General features: G+C 71.6%; 17 protein-coding genes. 3 read left to right on the top strand and 14 right to left on the bottom strand.

Annotation, left to right across the window (positions count from 1 at the left end; genetic code table 11):
* Positions 1-15: 15 nt before the first annotated feature.
* From VNT59_RS16890 to VNT59_RS16860, 7 genes are read right to left on the bottom strand one after another with little or no spacing between them, the layout of a single operon-like run.
* On the bottom strand, positions 16-1,425 hold the full coding sequence (locus VNT59_RS16890; RefSeq protein WP_325500213.1) for an FAD-binding oxidoreductase: 1,410 nt from the start codon (positions 1,423-1,425) through the stop codon (positions 16-18).
* A gap of 1 nt (position 1,426) precedes the next feature.
* Entirely contained in the window at positions 1,427-2,380 is a 954-nt protein-coding gene (locus tag VNT59_RS16885) for a 2-hydroxyacid dehydrogenase (RefSeq protein WP_325500211.1), read from the bottom strand.
* Positions 2,373-3,059 (bottom strand): RraA family protein, encoded by a 687-nt coding sequence (locus VNT59_RS16880; protein ID WP_325500209.1) that lies wholly within the window; start codon positions 3,057-3,059, stop codon positions 2,373-2,375. Before VNT59_RS16880 ends, VNT59_RS16885 begins: the two co-directional genes overlap by 8 nt.
* 16 nt (positions 3,060-3,075) lie before the next feature.
* Positions 3,076-4,044 (bottom strand): tripartite tricarboxylate transporter substrate binding protein, encoded by a 969-nt coding sequence (locus VNT59_RS16875; RefSeq protein WP_325500207.1) that lies wholly within the window; start codon positions 4,042-4,044, stop codon positions 3,076-3,078.
* Between the two features lie 46 nt (positions 4,045-4,090).
* Positions 4,091-5,050, bottom strand: a complete 960-nt coding sequence (locus VNT59_RS16870) for a tripartite tricarboxylate transporter substrate binding protein (RefSeq protein WP_325500205.1) — start codon at positions 5,048-5,050, stop codon at positions 4,091-4,093.
* A 25-nt stretch (positions 5,051-5,075) separates the two neighbouring features.
* On the bottom strand, positions 5,076-6,104 hold the full coding sequence (locus tag VNT59_RS16865; protein ID WP_325500203.1) for an NAD-dependent epimerase/dehydratase family protein: 1,029 nt from the start codon (positions 6,102-6,104) through the stop codon (positions 5,076-5,078).
* 2 nt (positions 6,105-6,106) lie between these two features.
* Positions 6,107-7,576, bottom strand: coding sequence for an aldehyde dehydrogenase (locus VNT59_RS16860; protein WP_325500201.1), 1,470 nt, complete (start codon positions 7,574-7,576; stop codon positions 6,107-6,109).
* Positions 7,577-7,671: 95 nt separating this feature from the next.
* Here VNT59_RS16860 and VNT59_RS16855 point away from each other — a divergent pair, with 95 nt between their 5' ends.
* Positions 7,672-8,649 (top strand): LysR family transcriptional regulator, encoded by a 978-nt coding sequence (locus tag VNT59_RS16855; RefSeq protein WP_325500199.1) that lies wholly within the window; start codon positions 7,672-7,674, stop codon positions 8,647-8,649.
* A 52-nt stretch (positions 8,650-8,701) separates the two neighbouring features.
* On the opposite strand, the gene VNT59_RS16850 is transcribed toward VNT59_RS16855, so the two are convergent.
* From VNT59_RS16850 to senA, 7 genes are all read right to left on the bottom strand, one after another.
* Positions 8,702-10,267, bottom strand: coding sequence for a hybrid sensor histidine kinase/response regulator (locus VNT59_RS16850; protein WP_325500197.1), 1,566 nt, complete (start codon positions 10,265-10,267; stop codon positions 8,702-8,704).
* Between the two features lie 495 nt (positions 10,268-10,762).
* Positions 10,763-11,839, bottom strand: a complete 1,077-nt coding sequence (locus VNT59_RS16845) for a flavodoxin family protein (protein WP_325500194.1) — start codon at positions 11,837-11,839, stop codon at positions 10,763-10,765.
* 71 nt (positions 11,840-11,910) lie between these two features.
* Positions 11,911-12,747 carry a phosphonate ABC transporter, permease protein PhnE gene (gene phnE / locus VNT59_RS16840; protein WP_325500192.1) on the bottom strand — a complete coding sequence of 279 codons (837 nt, stop codon included), beginning with the start codon at positions 12,745-12,747 and terminating at the stop codon, positions 11,911-11,913.
* Between the two features lie 5 nt (positions 12,748-12,752).
* Positions 12,753-13,589, bottom strand: a complete 837-nt coding sequence (locus VNT59_RS16835) for an ABC transporter permease (RefSeq protein ID WP_325500190.1) — start codon at positions 13,587-13,589, stop codon at positions 12,753-12,755.
* A gap of 70 nt (positions 13,590-13,659) precedes the next feature.
* The gene (locus VNT59_RS16830; protein WP_325500187.1) at positions 13,660-14,484 is read right to left on the bottom strand and encodes a phosphonate ABC transporter ATP-binding protein; all 825 of its coding nucleotides are present in this window, start codon (positions 14,482-14,484) and stop codon (positions 13,660-13,662) included.
* Between the two features lie 25 nt (positions 14,485-14,509).
* Positions 14,510-15,367, bottom strand: a complete 858-nt coding sequence (locus VNT59_RS16825) for a putative selenate ABC transporter substrate-binding protein (RefSeq protein ID WP_325500185.1) — start codon at positions 15,365-15,367, stop codon at positions 14,510-14,512.
* 30 nt (positions 15,368-15,397) lie between these two features.
* Positions 15,398-16,648 (bottom strand): selenoneine synthase SenA, encoded by a 1,251-nt coding sequence (senA, locus tag VNT59_RS16820; protein WP_325500183.1) that lies wholly within the window; start codon positions 16,646-16,648, stop codon positions 15,398-15,400.
* Between senA and senB the strand changes: the two genes are divergently transcribed.
* Together senB and selD are read left to right on the top strand one after the other, a co-directional pair.
* Positions 16,636-17,625 carry a selenoneine biosynthesis selenosugar synthase SenB gene (gene senB, locus VNT59_RS16815; RefSeq protein WP_325500181.1) on the top strand — a complete coding sequence of 330 codons (990 nt, stop codon included), beginning with the start codon at positions 16,636-16,638 and terminating at the stop codon, positions 17,623-17,625. The genes senA and senB overlap by 13 nt on opposite strands.
* Entirely contained in the window at positions 17,622-18,692 is a 1,071-nt protein-coding gene (selD, locus tag VNT59_RS16810; protein WP_325500180.1) for a selenide, water dikinase SelD, read from the top strand. The genes senB and selD overlap by 4 nt, the downstream gene beginning before the upstream one ends.
* Positions 18,693-18,711: the final 19 nt, after the last annotated feature.

The raw sequence follows: 18,711 nt of genomic DNA, 5'->3' as shown, positions 1-18,711 counted from the left end.
GCGCCTCCATCTCCGCTATGCCAGCACCTTGCCCGGGTTCATCAGGCCCAGCGGATCCAGGGCCTGCTTCACGCGCCGCAGCAGCGCCAGCTTGACCGGGTCCTCGAAGCGCTCCAGGTCAGCGGTGCGCAGGCCGCCGATGCCCTGCTCCGCACTGATGGAACCGCCGGCGGCGGCGACGCGCTCGTGGACCAGCGCTGAGAGCCGCTCCTGCGCCGCCGCGAACTCGTCGGCCCGCTGTCCCGCGGGCTGCAGGATGTTGTAGTGCAGATTACCGTCGCCCAGGTGGCCGAAGGTCGCGCTGCGCACCCCGGGGAAGTTGGCCTGCAGCGCCGCGTCGGTGGCGGTCACGAACTCGCCGAGCCGGGAGGTTGGCATGGAAATGTCGTGCTTGGCGCACTTTCCCTCCGCGGCAACGGCCAGCGTGATGCTCTCGCGCAGGTGCCAGAACGCGTTCGACTGGGCCACGCTCTGGGCAAGCGCGGCATCGTCGATCTCGCCGGCCTCCAGCGCCGCGGCCAACAGCGCATCGAACCGTGCGCCGGCCCTGGCCTCGCTTTCGGTGTCCGAAGTCTCCATCAGCACGTACCAGGGCGCCTGCGCTGGCAGCGGCAGGCGCTGCTGCGGGAAATGGGCCGGCACCAGGCGCAGCGCCACCGCCGACATCAGTTCGAAGGCCGTGAGTTCGGCGCCCAGCATGGCCCGCGCGCGCGCGAGCAGGGCCACGGCCCGAGCGATCGAGCCGGTCGCCGCCAGCGCCGTGCGCTGCGCCACCGGCAGCGGGAACAGCTTGAGGGCGGCCGCCGTGATGATGCCCAGGGTCCCTTCGGAGCCGATGTACAGGTCACGCAGGTCGTAGCCGGTGTTGTCCTTGCGCAGGGCGCGCAGCCCGTTCCACACCTCGCCCTCGGCGGTGACCACCTCCAGGCCAAGCGCCAGCTCGCGCGCATTCCCATAACGCAGCACCTGGGTGCCGCCGGCATTGGTCGCCAGATTGCCGCCGATCTGACAGGTGCCCTCGGCGCCCAGCGACAGCGGGAACAGGCGCCCGGCCGCATGCGCAGCCTGCTGCACCTGCTGCAGCACGCATCCGGCCTCCGCCACCAGCGTGTCGTTCTCGACATCGATGCTGCGCACGCGGTTCATGCGTCCGAGCTGCACCACCACGGAGCGACCCGACGCATCGGGCGTGGCCCCCGCCACCTGCCCGGTGTTGCCGCCCTGGGGAACGACCGGCGCCCCGGCCGCGACGCAGGCGCGCACCACGTCGCGCACCTGCCCGGTCGAGCCGGGCCGGACCACCGCGAGGGCACGCCCCGTCGCGACCTTGCGCCAGTCGGTGAGATACGGGGCGGCGTCCGTGCCGGTCAGGACATGTGGTTCGCCGGCAATGGCGCGCAGCGCGCGCAGCAGGTCCGCACTCATTTCAGCCGACGTGAACGGGCGTCAGCAGCCCGCGCCCGGCCAGGAACGAATCGACGTTGTCCAGCACCAGTTGCTCCATCGCGCGCCTCGTCTCGCGCGTGGCGCTGCCGACGTGGGGCATCAGCACGACCTGGTCCATGGACAGCAGTTCGGGCGGCACCGCCGGCTCCTTTTCCAGCACATCGAGGCCGGCCCCACCAAGCCGGCCTTCGGCCAGCGCCCGCACCATCGCTTCCTGGTCCACCACGGTGCCGCGGGCGATGTTCACCAGGATCCCCTTCGCGCCGAGTGCGTCGATCACGGCCTGGGAGACGAGGTGCCGGGTCGACGCCCCGCCTTCGCAGGCCACCACCAGAAAGTCGGCCCAGCGGGCGAGTTGGACCAGCGACGACTCGTATCCGTAGGGCACGCCAGGGCGTTCGCGGCGGTTGTGATAGCGCACGTCCATCGCGAAGCCGGCGCCGCGCCGGGCGATGGCCTCGCCGATGCGGCCGAGACCAAGAATGCCCAGGCGCTTGCCGCTCACGCGCGTCGTCAGCGGGAACTGGCCGATGGCACGCCACTGCCCGTCCTTGACATACCGGTCGCCGGCTGCCGTGCGCCGCGCCGCCGCGATCAGCAGGCCCCATGCCAGGTCCGCGACGCAGTCGTCCAGGACGTCGGGGGTATTGCTCACGGCGATGCCGCGCGCCTTCGCGGCCGCGACGTCTATCGTCTCGTAGCCGACGCCCCAGCTGCAGATCGCGCGCAGCCGCGGCAGCCGCTCGATGAGGGGCGCCGGGCAGCCCAGGCGCACCGAAGTCACCACGACGCGGACGCCGGCGGCCGCGCCATCGAGTGCCGCGTCGCGGTCGGCCGCCTCCCACAACCGCAAGACCTTGCCGCGCTGGCCCAGCTGCTGGTCGAGATGCGGCCCGATCGGCCCCATCTGGAGGATGGCGGCAGGCTCAGGCATCGGCGCGGACGGCGGACTTCTTCAGCGGAATGTAGTTCGCGTCGGCGGCCGCCTCGGCGAAGCTCTTGCCGGCGCGCACGCCTTGCTCGACGGCGTGATCCACGGCCAGGATGCGCTCGGCTTCCGCCAGCACGCGGGCCAGCTCCTGGCGCGGCACCACCGCGATCCCCGTGTCGTCCACCACCACCAGGTCGCCTTCGCTCACGGTGACGCCGCCCAGGGTCACGGGTTCGCCCATGGACTGCAGTCGCAGCCGGGTCTTGCCGGTGGTCGGCGTCACCCAGCGCGCCGCCAGGGTCAGTCCCGTCGCCCGGATCTCATCGGTGTCGCGACAGCCGCCGTCGATCACGACGGCGGTGGCCTTCCTGCCGGCCGCCGCGAGCGACGCGATGCCGCCGAACGTGGAGATGGCGGCGCCGCCGACGTCGACCATCAGGACGCGACCGGGCCCGGTGGCCGCCACGAGCCGGCCGACGGCGAAGTCGGCGCGGTCGAAGTCGCCCAGCGGTCCCCACTCGTGCCGCGCCGTCGCCGCGAAACCGACCGCCACGCCTTCACCGGCGCGCCGCGGGATGCCCTGCACCACGCCGGCGATGCCGCACGCGTCCAGCGCGTCCGACCACGTGCTGCTGCCCATCCTGGCACAGCGGGCCAGCAGCGCCTTGTCTTCGGAATTCATCTGGTGGTCCCGTCCATCAATCGATCTGGGCGCCGGACAGGCGTACGGCCTCGGCCCAGCGCTTCAGTTCGGCCTGGATGTGCGCCTGGAACGCCTGCGGCGTGCTGTTGTCGACGTCGCCGCCCATTTCCTTCAGCTTGGCCGTGAACTCGGGCACGGCGACGATCTTCGACACGTCGCGGTAGATGCGGTTGGCCAACTCGGGCTGCAGGGTTCCCGGTCCGAACAGGCCGAACCAGGTGGCCGCCACGAAGCCGGGCATGCCGGCCTCCGCGAAGGTCGGCACCGAGGCAATGCCCTCGACGCGCTTGCTGTGCGCCAGGGCGATGGCGCGCAGCTTGCCGGCCTTGATGTGGGGCATCGCCGCCGAGAGCGTGACGAACGCCATCGGCACCTGGCCGCCGATCAGGTCCGTGAGCATGGGCGAATCGCCCTTGTACGGCACATGGGTGAGCGCCAGCTTGTTCTGCGCCTTGAACAGCTCCATCGTCAGGTGCTGCGGCGTGCCGTTGCCGGTGGAGGCGAACGACATGCCCGGGTCGGCCTTGGCCCGCGCGATCAGTTCCGACAGGCTCTTGACCGGCAGCGAAGGAGTGGTCACGAGCACCAGCGGGATGGTCGACGTCAGCGTGATCGGCGTGAAGTCCTTGACCGCGTCGTACGGAATCTTCTTGTACAGGCTGGCGCCGATGGTATGGGCGGCGGTGGTCATGTACAGCGTGTAGCCGTCCCCCGGCGCCCGCGCGACCTGTTCGGCGGCGATCAGCGTGCCGGCCCCCGGCTTGTTGACGACGACGACCGGCTGGCCCCAGACCGGCGTGAGCTTGTCGGCGATCATGCGGGCGATCACGTCCGTGGCGCCGCCCGCCGGGTACGGAACCACCAGATTGACGGGCTTGGTGGGATAGGCTTGGGCTGCGGCCAGCAGCGGAACGGCGGCGGCCAGCGCCAGCAGTGCCTTGGCGATCAGATGTCTGCGGTTCATCTCGTCTCCTCGTGATGATGTTGTCGATGGATGAAGAAGCCGGGGGTCACTCGGTCCAGCGCTTCTGGGCCCACATCCGGCGGAAATTGGATTCGGCTGCTTCCAGGCGCTTCTTCCACTCGGCGCCGGGCAGGTAGTCCATCTCGGTGAACTGCTGCTTCATCTGCGCCTGGAACTCGGGACTGGCCGCGATCTGGCGCAGTGCGGTGGCGATCTTCTGCTCGACGTCGGCCGGCAAGCCCTTGGGCGCGACGATCCCGCGCTCGGAAGCGAAGACCAGGTCGACACCCTGCTGCCTGAAGGTGGGGACATCGGTGGCCAGCGTGGAAGGTTTGGCGCTGGCCTGCGCGAGCGGCCGCATGGTCTTGCCGGCCTGGGGCATCACCTCGCCCAGGTTCAGGCCGCCGATCGCCACGTGGCCGCCGAGCATCGCGGTCTTCAGCGGGCCCGCGCCCTGGAACGGCACGTGCAGCAACTTGGTGCCCGTGAGTTCCTCGAACATGACCATCTGCAGGTGATCGTCGGTGCCGGCGCCGGTCGAGCCGTAGCTGATCGTGCCCGGCGCCTTCCTGGCGGCCGCGACGACGTCGGCGACCGTCTTGTAGGGGCTGTCGATGGCCACGCTGAACGCGCTCGGATCGCGCACGAGGTTGCCCAGATAGGTGAAGTCGGCCGTCGTGAAGCCGGCATCGCGCTCGATGGGCAAGGTGAGCAGACCCGGGAAGTTGGTCATGCCCAGCGTGTGCCCGTCCGGCTTGGCGCGGGCGACATACGCCATGCCGATCGCGCCGGAGGCGCCCGGCTTGTTGTTGACGACGACCTGCCCGCCGAGTGCCTTGCCCAGGTGCTGGGCCAGCGTGCGCGCGGTGATGTCGGTGCCGCCACCGGCGGCAAAGCCGACGACGATCTCGATCGGGCGGTCGGGCCACGCGAAGGCGGGCGCCGAGGCCGCCAGCGCAGCGGCCAGCACGACGCTGCCGCACAGCAGGGACTTCAGGGATTTCATGGTTGGTCTCCTCGTTGTTCGGACCTCAGCGGGTCCCGTGTTCCTGGGCTTCGCGCCAGGCCAGCAGGCGGCGGATGCCTTCCTTCATGGTCACTTCGGGCCGCCAGCCGATCACCGCTCCCGCCAGGTCGTGCGGGATGTGGAAAGCGCCCCCCGAGGTCAGGCGCACCGTGCCGGGCGGATCGGGTTTGATCTCGGGCTCCAGCGTGCTGCCGCAATACTCGAGCACCAGGCGAACGAGTTCGCCGGTGGTGACCGGCTCGGGGCCCGAGATGTTCATCGCCACATCGGTCGCCGCGCTGCGGAACGCAGCGACGTTGGCCCGGGCCACGTCGGCGACATTCACGAAGTGCTTGGTGTCCTTGCCGTCACCCGGCAGCACCGGCCGTTCACCTCGCCGCACGCGGTCGTAGGTCTCCATGATGTAGAGGGCGTTAGCGGCGCGGTAATGCTGGCGCTCGCCGTAGACCGTGGAATAGCGCAGCACGAGGTAGTCCTGGCCGTACTTCTGGTGGTACTGGCGGCACAGCTGCTCGCCCATGATCTTGGACGCCCCGTACAGGATCGCGGCCGGAGGCGCGCCGGTCGAATGGAACGGGCCGCCCTCGGCCAGCGCGCCGACGATGCCGGTGCCGTAGCCGTACACGGCGTTCGAGGAGGCGAAGACGACCTTCTTCACCTTGTTGATGCGGCAGGCCTCCAGCATGTTCTGCGCGCCGCGGACGTTGACGTCGACCGCCTCCCAGGGGGTCTGCGAGAAACCCAGCGTCATGTAGGCCGCCAGGTGCAGCACGCCGTCCATTCCCTCGGAGGCGGCCACCAGTTCGTGCAGCCGCATCAGGTCACCCTTCACGATGCGAACGCGAGGGTTGTCCTTGAGGTGGGCGACGGCCTCCGGCGTGCCGAAGGCGAAGTTGTCCAGCAGCACCACTTCCTTGACGCCGGCCTCCAGCAGCCGGTCCGCCGTGTGCGAACCGACCAGGCTGGCGGCGCCGGCGATGAGGATGCGCGAGCCGTCGAGATCGAGGGCCGCGCCCTGTTTTGCGTTTGTCATGTTCAGAGTCCCAGGGGTTTTTCGTGCATGCCGAAGAAGACGCTCTTGACCTGCGAGTACAGGCGCAGGCCGTGCAGGCCCTTCTCGCGGCCGATGCCGCTCGCCTTGAATCCGCCGAAGGCGGTGGCGATGTGCGATTGCTTGTAGGTGTTGATCCAGACCGAGCCCGCCTCGAGTTCGCGGGCCACGCGCCAAGCGCGGGCGTAGTCGCCGGTCCACATGCCGGCCGCCAGGCCGTACATGGTCCCGTTGCCTTGCGCGATCACGTCCGCCTCGTCCTCGAACGGCAGGCACACCAGCACCGGCCCGAAGATCTCCTCCTGGCAGGCGCGGGCGGTGTTGGGCAGCCCCTCGATCATGGTCGGCTGGTAGAACCAGCCCTTGGCCAGCGCGGGCTCGTCGGGGATGCCGCCGCCGGTCAGCACGCGGCCGCCCTCGCTGCGTGCCAGGTCGACGTAGCCGGCGACCCGGTCGCGGTGCGCGCGCGAGACCAGCGGCCCCATCTGGGTGTTCGGGTCGTCGGGCAGCCCGACGCGCACCGTGCGGCTGCGCTCGACCAGCGCGTCGATGAACCGCCCGTACAGCGATTTCTGCACGAACAGGCGGGTGCCGGCCACGCAGCTTTGCCCGGCGGAGCCGTAGATGCCGGACGCCACCCCCGCCACCGCCTTGTCGAAGTCGGCATCCTCGAAGACGATGTGCGGCGACTTGCCGCCCAGTTCGAGCCCGACCGGGATCAGCCGCTGCCCCGCGATCGTCGCGATGGCGCGGCCGGTGTCGGTGCCGCCGGTGAACGAGACCATGCGCACGCCCGGGTGCTTCACCAGCGCGGCGCCGACGTCCTCGCCGTAGCCGGGCAGGACCGTGAGCAGGCCTTGCGGCAAGCCGGCTTCGTCGCAGATGCGCGCCAGCTCCAGCGCGAGCTGCGGCGTTTCTTCCGAGGGCTTGAGGATCACGGCGTTGCCGGCGGCCAGCGCCGGCGCCACCTTCTGCGCCTCGGCCATGATCGGGGAGTTCCATGGCGTGATCGCGGCGACGACGCCATAGGGCTCGGCCAGCGACATCGAGAAATACTCGCCGCGCGGGCTGGTCACCTCGTTTTGCCAGGTTTCGCACAGCGCGGCGTAGTAGCGGAAAAAGTACGCCGCGTTGTCGACCATGTTCTGGCATTCCTTGAGGGGCTTGCCGCTGTCGAGCATCTGCAGGCGCGCCAGCGCCTCGCGTTCGGCCGTGATGCGCCGGCCGACCTCGTACAGCGTGGTCGCCCGCTGGTCCGGGCGCAGCTTGCGCCAGGGCGCCCGACGGAAGGCGCTGTCGGCCACCGCGACGGCGGCGTCGACATCGCGCGGCGTCGCGCGCGCCACGACGCCGGCCAGCGAGCCGTCGCCGGCATAGATCGAGCGGATGGTCTCGCCGCCGCCGTCGCGCCACTCGGCGCCAATGCGGAAGCGTTTCACGTTCTCTGCGTTCATGAAGGTCCCTTGTTCGAGCCCCAGGGGCAACGGGGGCCATCATCTGGCGCGGACCGCCATAACACAAATCAGAAATCGTGGCCTATTATTAGCCGGTGGCTATAAGCATCAAATACCGGCCGCTCAAGGCGTTCCTGCTGGCGGTGCAGACCGGCTCGTTCACCCATGCCGCCGATCGTCTCGGCGTGACCCAGCCGTCGTTCACCGCCCTGATCCGCGACCTCGAGGAGATCCTCGGCGTGCGGCTGTTCGACCGCAACACGCGGGGCATCGCGCTCACGGCGGCCGGCAGGGACTTTCTCGCGCGTGTCGACCGGCCGATCGCCGACCTCGAGGAGGCCTACCGCAGCATCCTTGACCTGGCGGCGGTGCGGCGCGGCTCGGTGGTGGTCGGCTCGCTGCCGTCGACGTCGCTCACGCTCGTGCCGCCGGCGTTGCGGATGCTGCGCGCGGCGCACCCCACCTTGCGCATCCGGGTGGTCGAGGCGCACAACGACGACCTCGTCACCATGGTGCGCACCAACCAGATCGAATTCGCGATCGCGGCGATGCTTGCGCCCGCGCCGGACCTTACGTTCCGGCCCCTGCTGGAAGACGCGTTCGCGGCGGTGTTCCCGGCCGGTCACGAACTCGCGGCGCGCCCGCGCCTGCACTGGCGCGACATCGCCGCGCACGACCTGATCCTGCTGTCGCGCGGATCGAGCGTGCGCGAGCTCTACGACGACGCGATGCAGGATCGCCCCGAAACCACGGCCGCCGCGTCGCGCTACGACGTCACGCACATGACCACCGCGATCCGCCTGGTGCGCCAGGGCCTCGGAATCACGGTCTTGCCTTCGCTGGCGCTGCCGGAACTGGATCTCAACGGGCTGGTGGCGTGCCGGCTCGCCGACGCCTCGGCCCGACGAACCATCGGCGTGCTGCATCGGCGGGACCGCAGCCTCTCGGCTGCCGCCGACGCGTTCACGACCCAGCTGGCGGCAGTCGCGGCCACCGCCAGTTCCGATCCGGCAGCGGCCGCTCGGGCCGGCAGGAAGCCGCAGCCGGGCAAGCGGTCCACCCGCGTTCGATAGCGGCGCGCCGGCACCGTCGGTCGCCGCCATCGGCGGGCCGGCCCGACGCCGCTCACTGGCAGCTCGAGGAGAGGTCCGGCGCCGCTGCGCAGCGGTCCGCCGGCAGCGACGCCCCGTCCGCGAACAGGGACAGCGCCCGGTCGATTTCGTCCGGCGGGACCGGTTTGGTCAGATGGGCATCGCAGCCGGCCGCGTACGAATGCTTCCTGTCGTCCTGGCTGCCCCACCCGGTCAATGCCACCAAGGTCGGCCGCCTCGGCAGCAGCCCGCGCAGCTGGCGGGCCAGTTCCAGGCCGTGCATGTCCGGCAGGCCGAGATCGAGGAACACCAGGTCGGGCCGCTCGCGTGCCGCCACGGCCAGCGCCTGCCGGCCATCGCCGGCCGTGAAGGCCACGTGTCCCTTGAGGCGAAGCAACAGGGCCAGCGTGGCCGCCGCGTCCTCGCTGTCGTCGACGACCAGGACCCGGCGCGCTGCTTGGCGCGGCGCTTCGCCGCCGGTGGCGGCCGGCTCGGTCGTGCCCTGCTCCTGCGGCTCGCCGTCCGGGGCGTGCGGCAACGCCCGCGGCAGCACCACCAGGAATTCCGCCCCGCGGCCGGGTCCGGCGCTGAAGGCGCGCACGGTTCCTCCATGCAACTGCACCAGTTCCCGCGTCAGCGGCAGGCCCAGGCCCAGGCCATGGCTTTCCTCGCCGTTCGATTCGAGCTGCACGAAGGGCTCGAAGATCCGGTGCAGTTCCGACGGCGCGATGCCGATGCCGCTGTCCTTGACCACGATTTCCACGGAGTGGACGCGGCCGGCCAGCGTGATCTCGATCTCGCCGCCCTCCGGCGAGAACTTCGAGGCGTTGTGAATGAGGTTGATCAGGATCTGGTGCAGCCGCAGCGGGTCGGCGTAGATGCGACCGACCGGCTGCGGCTGCAGCAAGGTGATCCGCTGCCGCTTGGCGGAGGCGTCGGCCATGGCGTCCTGGATCGCCGTTTGGACGCTGACGAACAGGTCCACCACCTCGGGCGCCAGGGAAAGCTTGCCGGTCTGGATCCTCTTGACGTCCATGAGGTCTCCGATCAGCTTGTTCATGCGCTCGGTCTGGCGCAGCAGCATGTCGAGCGTTCCCTGCGCGGCCAGGGGATCGAGGCCGCCCGCCCTGAGCAACTTGCCGCCCATGGCGATCGTGGCCAACGGCGTGCGCAGTTCGTGTCCGAGCAGCGCCATGAAGTCCGACTTGCGCTGGGCCGCTTCCCGCAGCTCCACGGCGCCCGCCGCCGCCTCCTGCCGCTCACGCTGCAACCATTCGGCCATGGAAATGACGAGCGCGCTGGTTCCGATGTACGCCATGTAGGCCATCGCGATATGGCGCGGCGTCGAATCCAGGTAGGTGACCGAATCGAACAGCTCGCCGGCGGCCAGGCTGGCGAGCGCGGTGAGCGCTCCGGCGCGCCAGCCGGCGCGCCATGTGGCCACGGCGATGGCGGCGTAGGCGGGAACGAACTGGTGCTTGTCCCCGATGAAGGGGTCGATGCTCCAGCGCACCAGCAGCGCCAGCAACGAGAGGGCTGCGGCCACCCGCAGCGGCGAATACTTGCTGGGCTGCTTGGCGGGGGTGATCGCACATGCCACGTCGTTCTCCTTGGCTCATTGCTGTCGGATCACATGGACTCGGGGCGCTCGCCGAGGCGAAGCGGACCGGTCGAACTCGCATCAAGCCGTCGCGGCGGAGCGGGTGCGCGACGTCGCGTCGCGTGCGGGTTGACGCCTGGGCGCAGGCGCCTCAGGCGGCCGCGCGGCCGGATGCACGATCTCCCGGCGCGATCACCCGATGCAGCAGGAATTGCGTGGAGCGGCCAACCCGGCACGACCTCGAGCGAGGCGAAGGGAGCAATCTGGACGTCGGGTGCGGACGCATGGTCAGACTCCTGCAGCGACCGGATGCCCTCGTCGTCGCAGGGGCGCGAAGTATGGTCTCGGTCCGCGCAGTGAACCATTGATCTGTCTCAAGCTCGGTCCATGGACCGGGGTTTGCACCTAGGAGGAACGTCCCGCGCGGCCCGGCCGATTCACCGGCTCGCGGCCTGCCAGCGTGGTACCGGTGCGGTGGCGCGGCGGCCCGTCCCGTCACTTCGGTCGCGGCCGGGCCAGATCCCGGCCCGGCGCGCTGAGGCGGCCGGCCCGCAGCTCGCCGACCGCCTGCAGCAGCGCGCGCGCCGCATTGCGTGCCTCTTCCTGCACCGCTTCGTCGCGGTCAAGCGCGGCGTGGCTGGTGGCATAGGGCTCGTAGTAGCCGATGTAGCGATCCAGCCGGCTGGTCGGCCCGGCGTCGATCAGGCCCATCCAGTCCAGCCAGTCGCACAGGGCGCGCCGGTTGCCTTCGACGCCCGCCACGTCGCCATGCACGATCACGCCGTAGGCCCGGCCGGCCAGGTGCTGCGGATAGGGCCAGCCGGCCAGCTCCAGCGCCTTGGCCTGCTTCGGGTCCTTGCCGCCGGTGGTCGTGGGGTCGGGGTTGCCGCCATCGGCGCAGACCAGGCGATCCATCATCAGCTTGAGCGGGCTGCTGGTCGTATACCAGTGGGTCGGCGTCACCAGCAGCACGCCGTGCGCGGCCACCCAGCGCTCGTAGATCTCGGCCATCCAGTCGTTCACCTGGCTCAGCTCGTGATTCGGATAGCAGCTGCACGGCCAGTGGCACAAGGGCATCGCCGTGGACACGCAGCCCTTGCACGGATGGATGTGGCGGTCGTAGTCGGAGGCGAGCCGGCTCAGGTCCAGCAGGTCGACTTCCACATCGCCGCCGTCCAGCGTCGCGCGCGCGATCTGCGCCAGCCGGAAGCTCTTGGCCATCTCGCCCGGGCAGGTGCCGTCGTTGCGGGTGGCGCCGTTGATGACCAGGATGCGCGAGCGGGTCGCCGGCTCGCTCCAGCGGCGTTGCGCCGCGAGCAGCCGGTCGCGCGTGTCGAGCCACTCGACCGAGAGCTCGAATCCGGGGTCCGCGAAGCCGGCACCGGCCTGGCGCTTGACCGGCGACTTGCGGGCACCGCAGTACCCCTGCCAGGCGATCTCCTCCAGGCGCGCGATCGCCTCGTCTTCGGCGCGGAAGGCCGGATCGAAGAAGCGCGCGCGAAAGCGCTGGCTGAACGCCTCGCGCGTATGCGCCGGCGGCGCCTGGCCGGTGCGGACCTCGATGTCGGACATGGCAGCTCCTGCAGGAAGGCGCAGCGTAGCGGGGAACCGGCGGCGGCAGGGTCCGCTGTAACAGAGAGGCCTCAGCGCGCCATCAGGCGCCGGGCGGCATAGCTCAGGGCGTCGACGATGCCCACCAGCACGATCATCGCGATCAGCACGGACCCGGTCTCGCTCATCTGGAACAGCCCCAGATGGAATGCCAGCATCTGCCCCAGGCCGCCGGCGCCGACCACGCCCAGCACGGCCGCGGCCCGGATGTTGTTCTCCCAGCGGTACAAGACATAGCTGAGCAGTTGCGGCAGCACCTGCGGCAGGGTCGCGTACAGGAACACCCGCCCTTCGGGCACGCCGCGCAGGCGCAGGGCGAAGGCCGGGCCTTGCGGCGCGTTCTCGATGCTTTCGGCGAACAGGCGTCCCAGCACGCCGCAGGTATGGGCCGCCAGCGCCAGCGTGCCCGCCAGCGGCCCCAGGCCGGCGGCGATCAGCAGCAGCGCCGCCCACATCAGTTCCGGCACGCTGCGCAGGGCGTTGAGCAGCAGCCGGGTCGGCGCGCGCCAGCGCGCCGGATCGGCGGCGTGCAACTTGCTCGCCGGCAGCGCGAGCAGCAGGCCGCCGGCCACGGCCAGCAGCGTCCCCACCACCGACATCGCCATCGTCTCCAGCGCCGCCGGCAGCAGCTTGCGCAGGAAGGCCGGCTCCAGCGCCGGGGTCGCGACCTCGGCCGCGAACCGACCCATGCGGCGCAGCGACTCCAGCGACAGGAAGCGCGCCCACTGCAGGTCGAGCGACCAGAAGCTCAGGGCGACCAGCGCCAGGATGGAAGCGACCATCCAGCAGGCGCGGCAGCGCGCGTCGAACAGCCGCGGCGGCAGCCGGTAGACCTCGTTGGCGGCGGTTTGCGGCGTGATCCTGGCCATGGCGCTCAGGCCAGCGCGCGCCGCAGCCAGGCGCTCAGGCGGTCGGTGGCCGCGACCAGCAGCACGAACACCAGCAGCATGGTGCTCACCTCGCCGCCGTTGAACATCTTCATCGACGAGTCCAGCTGCTGGCCCAGCCCGCCCGCGCCGACGAAGCCGAGCACCGCCGACGAGCGGACCGCGCATTCCCAGCGGTACACGGTGTAGCTGGTGAGTTCGCCGGCGTTCTGCGGCAGCGAGCCGTAGAAGAAGGCCTGCAGGCGCCCGGCGCCGTTGCGCAGCAGGGTCTCGGTCGGGTGCGCCTCGCCGCTTTCCAGGATCTCCGCATAGACCTTGCCCAGCATGCCGCCGTAGGTGAGCGCGATCGCCAGCACGCCGGCGGTGGCGCCCAGGCCGACCACCCGCACGAACACCAGCGCCCAGACCAGCTCGGGCACGCTGCGCAGCACCACCAGCAGGCCGCGCACCGCCAGCCGCAGCGCCGCCGGCAGCGGCGCCATGCGGCCGGCCAGGCCCGAGATCGACAGCGAACGCACCGACAGCAAGGTGAGCGGCAGCGCCAGCACCAGCGCCAGCGCGAGGCCCGCGGTGGCGATGGCGACGGTGCGCCAGGTTTCGCGCGCCACCAGCGCCAGGAAGCCGGCGTCCAGGCGCGGCGGCACGAAGCCGGCGAGAAAGGCGAGGGTCGGCTGCAGGCTGTCCGGCGCCAGCAGCAGCCAGGGCCTGAACTCGGCCAGCACCAGCAGCGGCCACAGCACGACGCCGGCCGCCAGCAGCCAGAACAGGCGGCCGGCCCAGGCCGGATCGCGCCGTGCGGCAGGGTGTGGCAGCACCGCGCTCATGCTGCGCCCACGCTCCCCGCTCGGTGTGAGGCGGCCCTCGGACGTGTGGGCGGCAGGGCGACGCTCATGCTCAACGGCAGTGCATCACGACCGGGCGCGGCGCCACCGGGGCGGCGTCGGCCGGGGCCGGCTCCAGCGCCGCCTGCTCGTGCGCGTACAGCTCGGCCAGCAGGGCCGGCGTCACCGCGGCCGGCGGCAGGTCGAACGCGAGCCGGCCCTCGCGCAGGCCGACGATGCGCGGAAAGTGCTGCAGCGCCAGCGGCACGTCGTGCAGGGTCGCCACCAGCGTTGCGCCGCTGTCCCGCGCCCACTGCGTCAGGGTGGCCAGGGCCTGGCTGGCACGCGCCGGGTCGAGCGCGGACAAGGGCTCGTCCACCAGCACCAGCCGGGCCTGCGACAGCAGCGCCCGCGCCAGCCCCACCCGCTGGCGCTCGCCGCCGGAGAGGCGGTCGACGCGCGCGAACAGCTTGTCGGCCAGGTCGAAGCGCGCCAGCGCGGCATCGGCCTGCGCGATGCCGGTCGGGTAGAACAGGCTGCGCAGGGCATGCCACAGCCCGATGCGCGGCAGGCGGCCGGCCAGCACCGCGGTCACGACCCGCTGGCGCGGCGGCAGCGGCGGCACCTGCGGCGCCAGGAACAGCTGGCCGCGCAGCTGCTGCCGCTGCCGGCTGGACAGCCGCCACGGGTCGCGGCCGTCGAGTTCGAGGCTGCCGGCCGCCGGCGCCAGGGCGCAGGCCAGCAGGTGCAGCAGCGTGGTCTTGCCGGCGCCCGACGGGCCGATGACGGCGAGCTGCTCGCCCGCCTCCACCTTCAGCTCGAGCGGCTGCAACGCGGGCGCCGCCGCGGTGCTGGCAGCGGGGTGGCGGCCGGACACCGACCTCAGCTCGATCTTCACGGCCGGCGCCCGCTCGCGGCGGCCCTCACTTCAGCAGGCCGGCGCCGCGCGCCGCCGCCTCGATGCCGCGGTAGTGCTCGGCCCGGGTGGGAATGAAGCGGGTGGCGCGTTGCAGACCCAGGATCTCGCGGCCTTCGGCCGTGGCCGGGCTCAGCTCGGTGAAGGCCCGCACCAGCTGCTCGCGCCGCGCCGCCGGCATGTCCGCATGCACGCTCCAGTTGTAGTCGTAGTAGGTGGGCGTCGTATGGAAGACCCGCACCTTGGCCGGGTCGACCTTGCGATCGGCCAGCAGTTTCTCCCAGACCGAGATGTTCAGGGCCCCCGCATCGACCTTGCCCGAGGCGACGGCGGCCACCGTGGCGTCGTGCGCGCCCGAATAGGCCACGCGCTTGAGGTCGCGGTCCGGATCGATCCCGGCGCCCATCAGGAAGCTGCGCGGCATCAGGTGGCCGGAGGTACTGGACTGCGAGCCGAAACTCAGCGTGCGCCCCTTCAGGTCGGCCAGCGACCGGATGGCCGGATTGGTGGTGACGAACACCGAGCGGAAGCGCTCGTCCTCGGCCCGCTGCACCAGCGGCACCACCTTGCCGCCCGAGCGCTGGTTGGCCTGCACGAAGGTGAAGCCGCCCAGCCAGGCCAGGTCGACCTGCTTGTTGGCCAGCGCCTCGACGGCCGCGGCGTAGTCGGTGACCGGCGTGAATTCGACCGGCACGCCCAGCCTGGCGGCGAGATAGCTGGCCAGCGGCGCCGTCTTGCGGGCCAGTTCGGTGGGCGACTCGTCGGGGATCGCCGTGATGCGAAAGACCGGCTGTGCGTGCGAGCCGGCGGCGCCGGCGAGCAGGAGGAACGCCAGCAACAGGCGTCGCGTGAAGAAGATGGGCATCGGGACCGCGGGCAGCCAAGGAAGCCGCGATTACACCCCAGGATCGGATGGCGCGCCGGCAGCGCGGCTACTGCGGAAACCGGCGAAGATGTCGCTGCGCTGCGGCTCGAAGAAATTGCGGTAGCGCGCATGAGCCAGCGCGGGCGACGTGGCCGGGCTGGCGCCGCGCAGCACCCGGCGGCTGCCGAACCACGGCGCCGAATAGTCGCGGTAGGGGTGCGGCGCAAAGCCCGGATACGGCTCGAAGGTGCTCGCCGTCCATTCCCAGACCTGGCCCCAGCGAAAACCCGGCAGCACATGCGCCGCGCATTCCCATTCCGCTTCGGTCGGCAGGCGGCGTCCGGCCCAGCGGCACCAGGCATCGGCTTCGTGGGCGGTCAGGTGCACCGCGGCGCGGGCCGGCTCGACCGGAACCCAGCGCGCGCCCCGCCGCTGCTGCCAGCCGGTGCCGGCCGCCCGCCACGGTGCCGCCTGGCCGCCCAGCCACTCGCGGCCGGCGTTCGACCACCACTGCGGCTGCCGGTAGCCGCCGGCTTCCACGAACGGCAGGAAACGCGCCCAGGTGACCGGCTGGGCGTCGATGCCAGTCGCCGCCAGCGTCACCTCCCGGCACTGCAGTTCGTTGTCGAAGGCGAAACCGGCGCCCTTGCTGCCCAGGCCGAAGCGCTGGGGCGGCAGTTCCAGTTCGACCGGCGCGTCCAGCGCCGGCCCCGGGTCGGTCCGCACCGGCAGCCCCAGGTTCGCTGCCATGTAGATCGCCGCCTCGGCGTGCATTTCTTCGTGCAGCGCGGCCAGCCGGAAGAAGTACAGCAGCTCGTCGTCCGCGGCCGCCGGCAGGGCGTCGAGCAGCTCGAGCGTCTGCCCCAGCGTGCGCGCCAGGTAGTCGCGGGTGGCCTGCCCGTCCGGCAGCGGCAGCGCCCAGCGTGTGCGATGCGCCACGCGGCTCGAGTCGTACCAGTCGTCGGCCTGCGCCAGCAACGAGGGCGGCCTCGCGTGGGCCGGGTCGCAGGCGACGCCGCGCGCGCGCTGCCGGTTGCGGGCGATCCACCACTCCTGGAACCAGGCCACATGGCCGAGCTCCCAGAGCGGCGGATTGAGCTCCGGCGCATAGGGAATGCGGGGAGCGGCCGCGCCCAGGCCGGCCGCCACTTCGTCCGCCAGCTCGAGCGTGCGGCGCCGGGCGGCCAGCAGCGCGGCGCGCACGGCCGCGGCGCCGCCGGTGCGCAAGGCCTGCGCCTCGGGCGGCGTCGGCAAGCTATAAACGCGTGGTGCGCCATCCATCGGTCGTCATCGTAAGCCCCGCGCTGGCCGCAGCCAACAACGGCAACTGGCGAACGGCGCGGCGCTGGCAGTTGCTGCTGGCACCCGAGTTCCGGGCGCGCGTGGTGCAGGCCTGGCCGGACGCGCAGGCCGCCAGCGACACCCACATGCTGGCGCTGCATGCGCGCCGCTCGGCCGCCTCGATCGCGGCCTGGGCCCGCAGCCGCCCCGGCCGCGGCCTGGCCGTGGTGCTGACGGGCACCGACCTGTACCAGGACATCGGCACCGATGCGCAGGCCCAGCGCTCGCTGGACCTGGCGCAGCGGCTGGTGGTGCTGCAGGAACTGGGCGGACAAGCCCTGCCGGCCGGCCTGCGCGACAAGGCGCGCGTCGTGTTCCAGTCGACGCCGTCGCGCGCCGCCCTGCCCAAGTCGGCCCGGCTGCTGCGCGCCGTGATGGTCGGCCACCTGCGGCCGGTCAAGTCGCCGCAGACGCTGTTCGAGGCGGCGCTGCTGCTGCGCGAACGCAAGGACATCCGCATCGACCACATCGGCAGCGCCGACGACGAGGCCCTGGCCGCGCAGGCGCGCGCGACGGCGCTGGCCTGTCCGCAGTACCGCTGGCTGGGCGCCCTGCCGCACGGCCGGACCCGGCAGGCGATCCAGCGCGCCCATGTGCTGGTGCACACCAGCGCCCTGGAAGGCGGCGCCCACGTGATCATGGAGGCGATGCGCAGCGGCACGCCGGTGCTGGCTTCGCGCGTGCCGGGCAACGTCGGCATGCTCGGGGCCGACTATGAAGGCTACTTTCCACACGGCGACGCGCCTGCCCTGGTCCGGCTGCTGGAGGAATGCCGCGTCGGCCAGGGGGCGAACGACCCCGCCGCCAGCCTGCTGGCCCGCCTGGGCAGACAATGCGCGATTCGCTCGCCGCTGTTCGATCCCACGACCGAGCGCGCCGCGCTGATCCAACTCCTGCACGAACTCGACCCACCATGAACGCTGCCGTCCCGCTCGCTTCCGCCGAACCCCGCCTCACCTCGCTGTCGCACGGCGGCGGCTGCGGCTGCAAGATCGCTCCCGGCGTGCTGTCGGAGATCCTCAAGGGCACGGCCCGGCTGCCGGTCCCGCCCGAGCTGCTGGTCGGCATCGAAACCGCCGACGACGCCGCCGTCTACCAGCTCAACGACGAGCAGGCGCTGATCGCCACCACCGACTTCTTCATGCCGATCGTCGACGATCCGTTCGACTTCGGCCGGATCGCGGCGACCAATGCGATCTCCGACGTCTATGCCATGGGCGGCAAGCCGATCATGGCGCTGGCGCTGGTCGGCATGCCCATCAGCGTGCTCGGCACGGCGACCATCGCGCGCATTCTCGAAGGCGGCGAGTCGGTCTGCCGGGCGGCTGGCATCCCGATCGCCGGCGGCCACACCATCGACTCGGTCGAACCGATCTACGGGCTGGTGGCCCTGGGGCTGGTCCATCCCAAGCGCGTCAAGCGCAACGCCGACGCCCGCGCCGGCGACGTGCTGGTGCTGGGCAAGCCGCTGGGCGTGGGCGTGCTGTCGGCCGCACTCAAGAAAGAGCAGCTGGACGCCGCCGGCTATGCCCGCATGATCGCCACCACCACCCGGCTGAACACCCCTGGCCCCGAGCTGGCGGCGCTGGACGGCGTGCACGCGCTGACCGACGTGACCGGCTTCGGCCTGGCCGGCCACGCACTGGAACTGGCGCGCGGCGCCCGGGCCGCGGTGGAAATCGCCTGGGGCCAGGTGCCAGTCCTCGAAGGCGTGCGCGATCTGGCGCGGGCCGGACATGTCACCGGCGCGTCGGGCCGCAACTGGGCCGGCTATGGCGCCGACGTGGCCCTGCCGGACGGCTTCGACGAGCGCGAGCGCGCGCTGCTGACCGATCCGCAGACCAGCGGCGGGCTGCTGGTCTCGTGCACGCCCGCGGCGGTGGACGAAGTCCTCGCCGTGTTCCAGCGCCACGGCTTCGGCTCGGCCGCCGTGATCGGCCGCGTCACCGCCGGCGGCGATGGCCCGGCGCTGGTGATCCGCTGAGGCGACGGCGCGCGGCGCA

This window comes from Ramlibacter sp., assembly GCF_035554825.1.
Classification (GTDB): domain Bacteria; phylum Pseudomonadota; class Gammaproteobacteria; order Burkholderiales; family Burkholderiaceae_C; genus Ramlibacter.
This window is presented reverse-complemented; position numbering and strand designations above follow the sequence as displayed.

Bases quoted from the DNA above. Each gene is read 5' to 3' on its own strand.
- VNT59_RS16880 (WP_325500209.1), bottom strand. From the start codon at position 3,059: ATGAATTCCGAAGACAAGGCGCTGCTGGCCCGCTGTGCCAGGATGGGC.
- VNT59_RS16865 (WP_325500203.1), bottom strand. From the start codon at position 6,104: ATGACAAACGCAAAACAGGGCGCGGCCCTCGATCTCGACGGCTCGCGC.
- VNT59_RS16890 (WP_325500213.1), bottom strand. From the start codon at position 1,425: ATGAGTGCGGACCTGCTGCGCGCGCTGCGCGCCATTGCCGGCGAACCA.
- senA (WP_325500183.1), bottom strand. From the start codon at position 16,648: ATGGATGGCGCACCACGCGTTTATAGCTTGCCGACGCCGCCCGAGGCG.
- selD (WP_325500180.1), top strand. From the start codon at position 17,622: ATGAACGCTGCCGTCCCGCTCGCTTCCGCCGAACCCCGCCTCACCTCG.
- VNT59_RS16825 (WP_325500185.1), bottom strand. From the start codon at position 15,367: ATGCCCATCTTCTTCACGCGACGCCTGTTGCTGGCGTTCCTCCTGCTC.
- VNT59_RS16860 (WP_325500201.1), bottom strand. From the start codon at position 7,576: ATGAACGCAGAGAACGTGAAACGCTTCCGCATTGGCGCCGAGTGGCGC.
- VNT59_RS16870 (WP_325500205.1), bottom strand. From the start codon at position 5,050: ATGAAATCCCTGAAGTCCCTGCTGTGCGGCAGCGTCGTGCTGGCCGCT.
- VNT59_RS16835 (WP_325500190.1), bottom strand. From the start codon at position 13,589: ATGAGCGCGGTGCTGCCACACCCTGCCGCACGGCGCGATCCGGCCTGG.
- VNT59_RS16885 (WP_325500211.1), bottom strand. From the start codon at position 2,380: ATGCCTGAGCCTGCCGCCATCCTCCAGATGGGGCCGATCGGGCCGCAT.
- phnE (WP_325500192.1), bottom strand. From the start codon at position 12,747: ATGGCCAGGATCACGCCGCAAACCGCCGCCAACGAGGTCTACCGGCTG.
- VNT59_RS16875 (WP_325500207.1), bottom strand. From the start codon at position 4,044: ATGAACCGCAGACATCTGATCGCCAAGGCACTGCTGGCGCTGGCCGCC.
- VNT59_RS16845 (WP_325500194.1), bottom strand. From the start codon at position 11,839: ATGTCCGACATCGAGGTCCGCACCGGCCAGGCGCCGCCGGCGCATACG.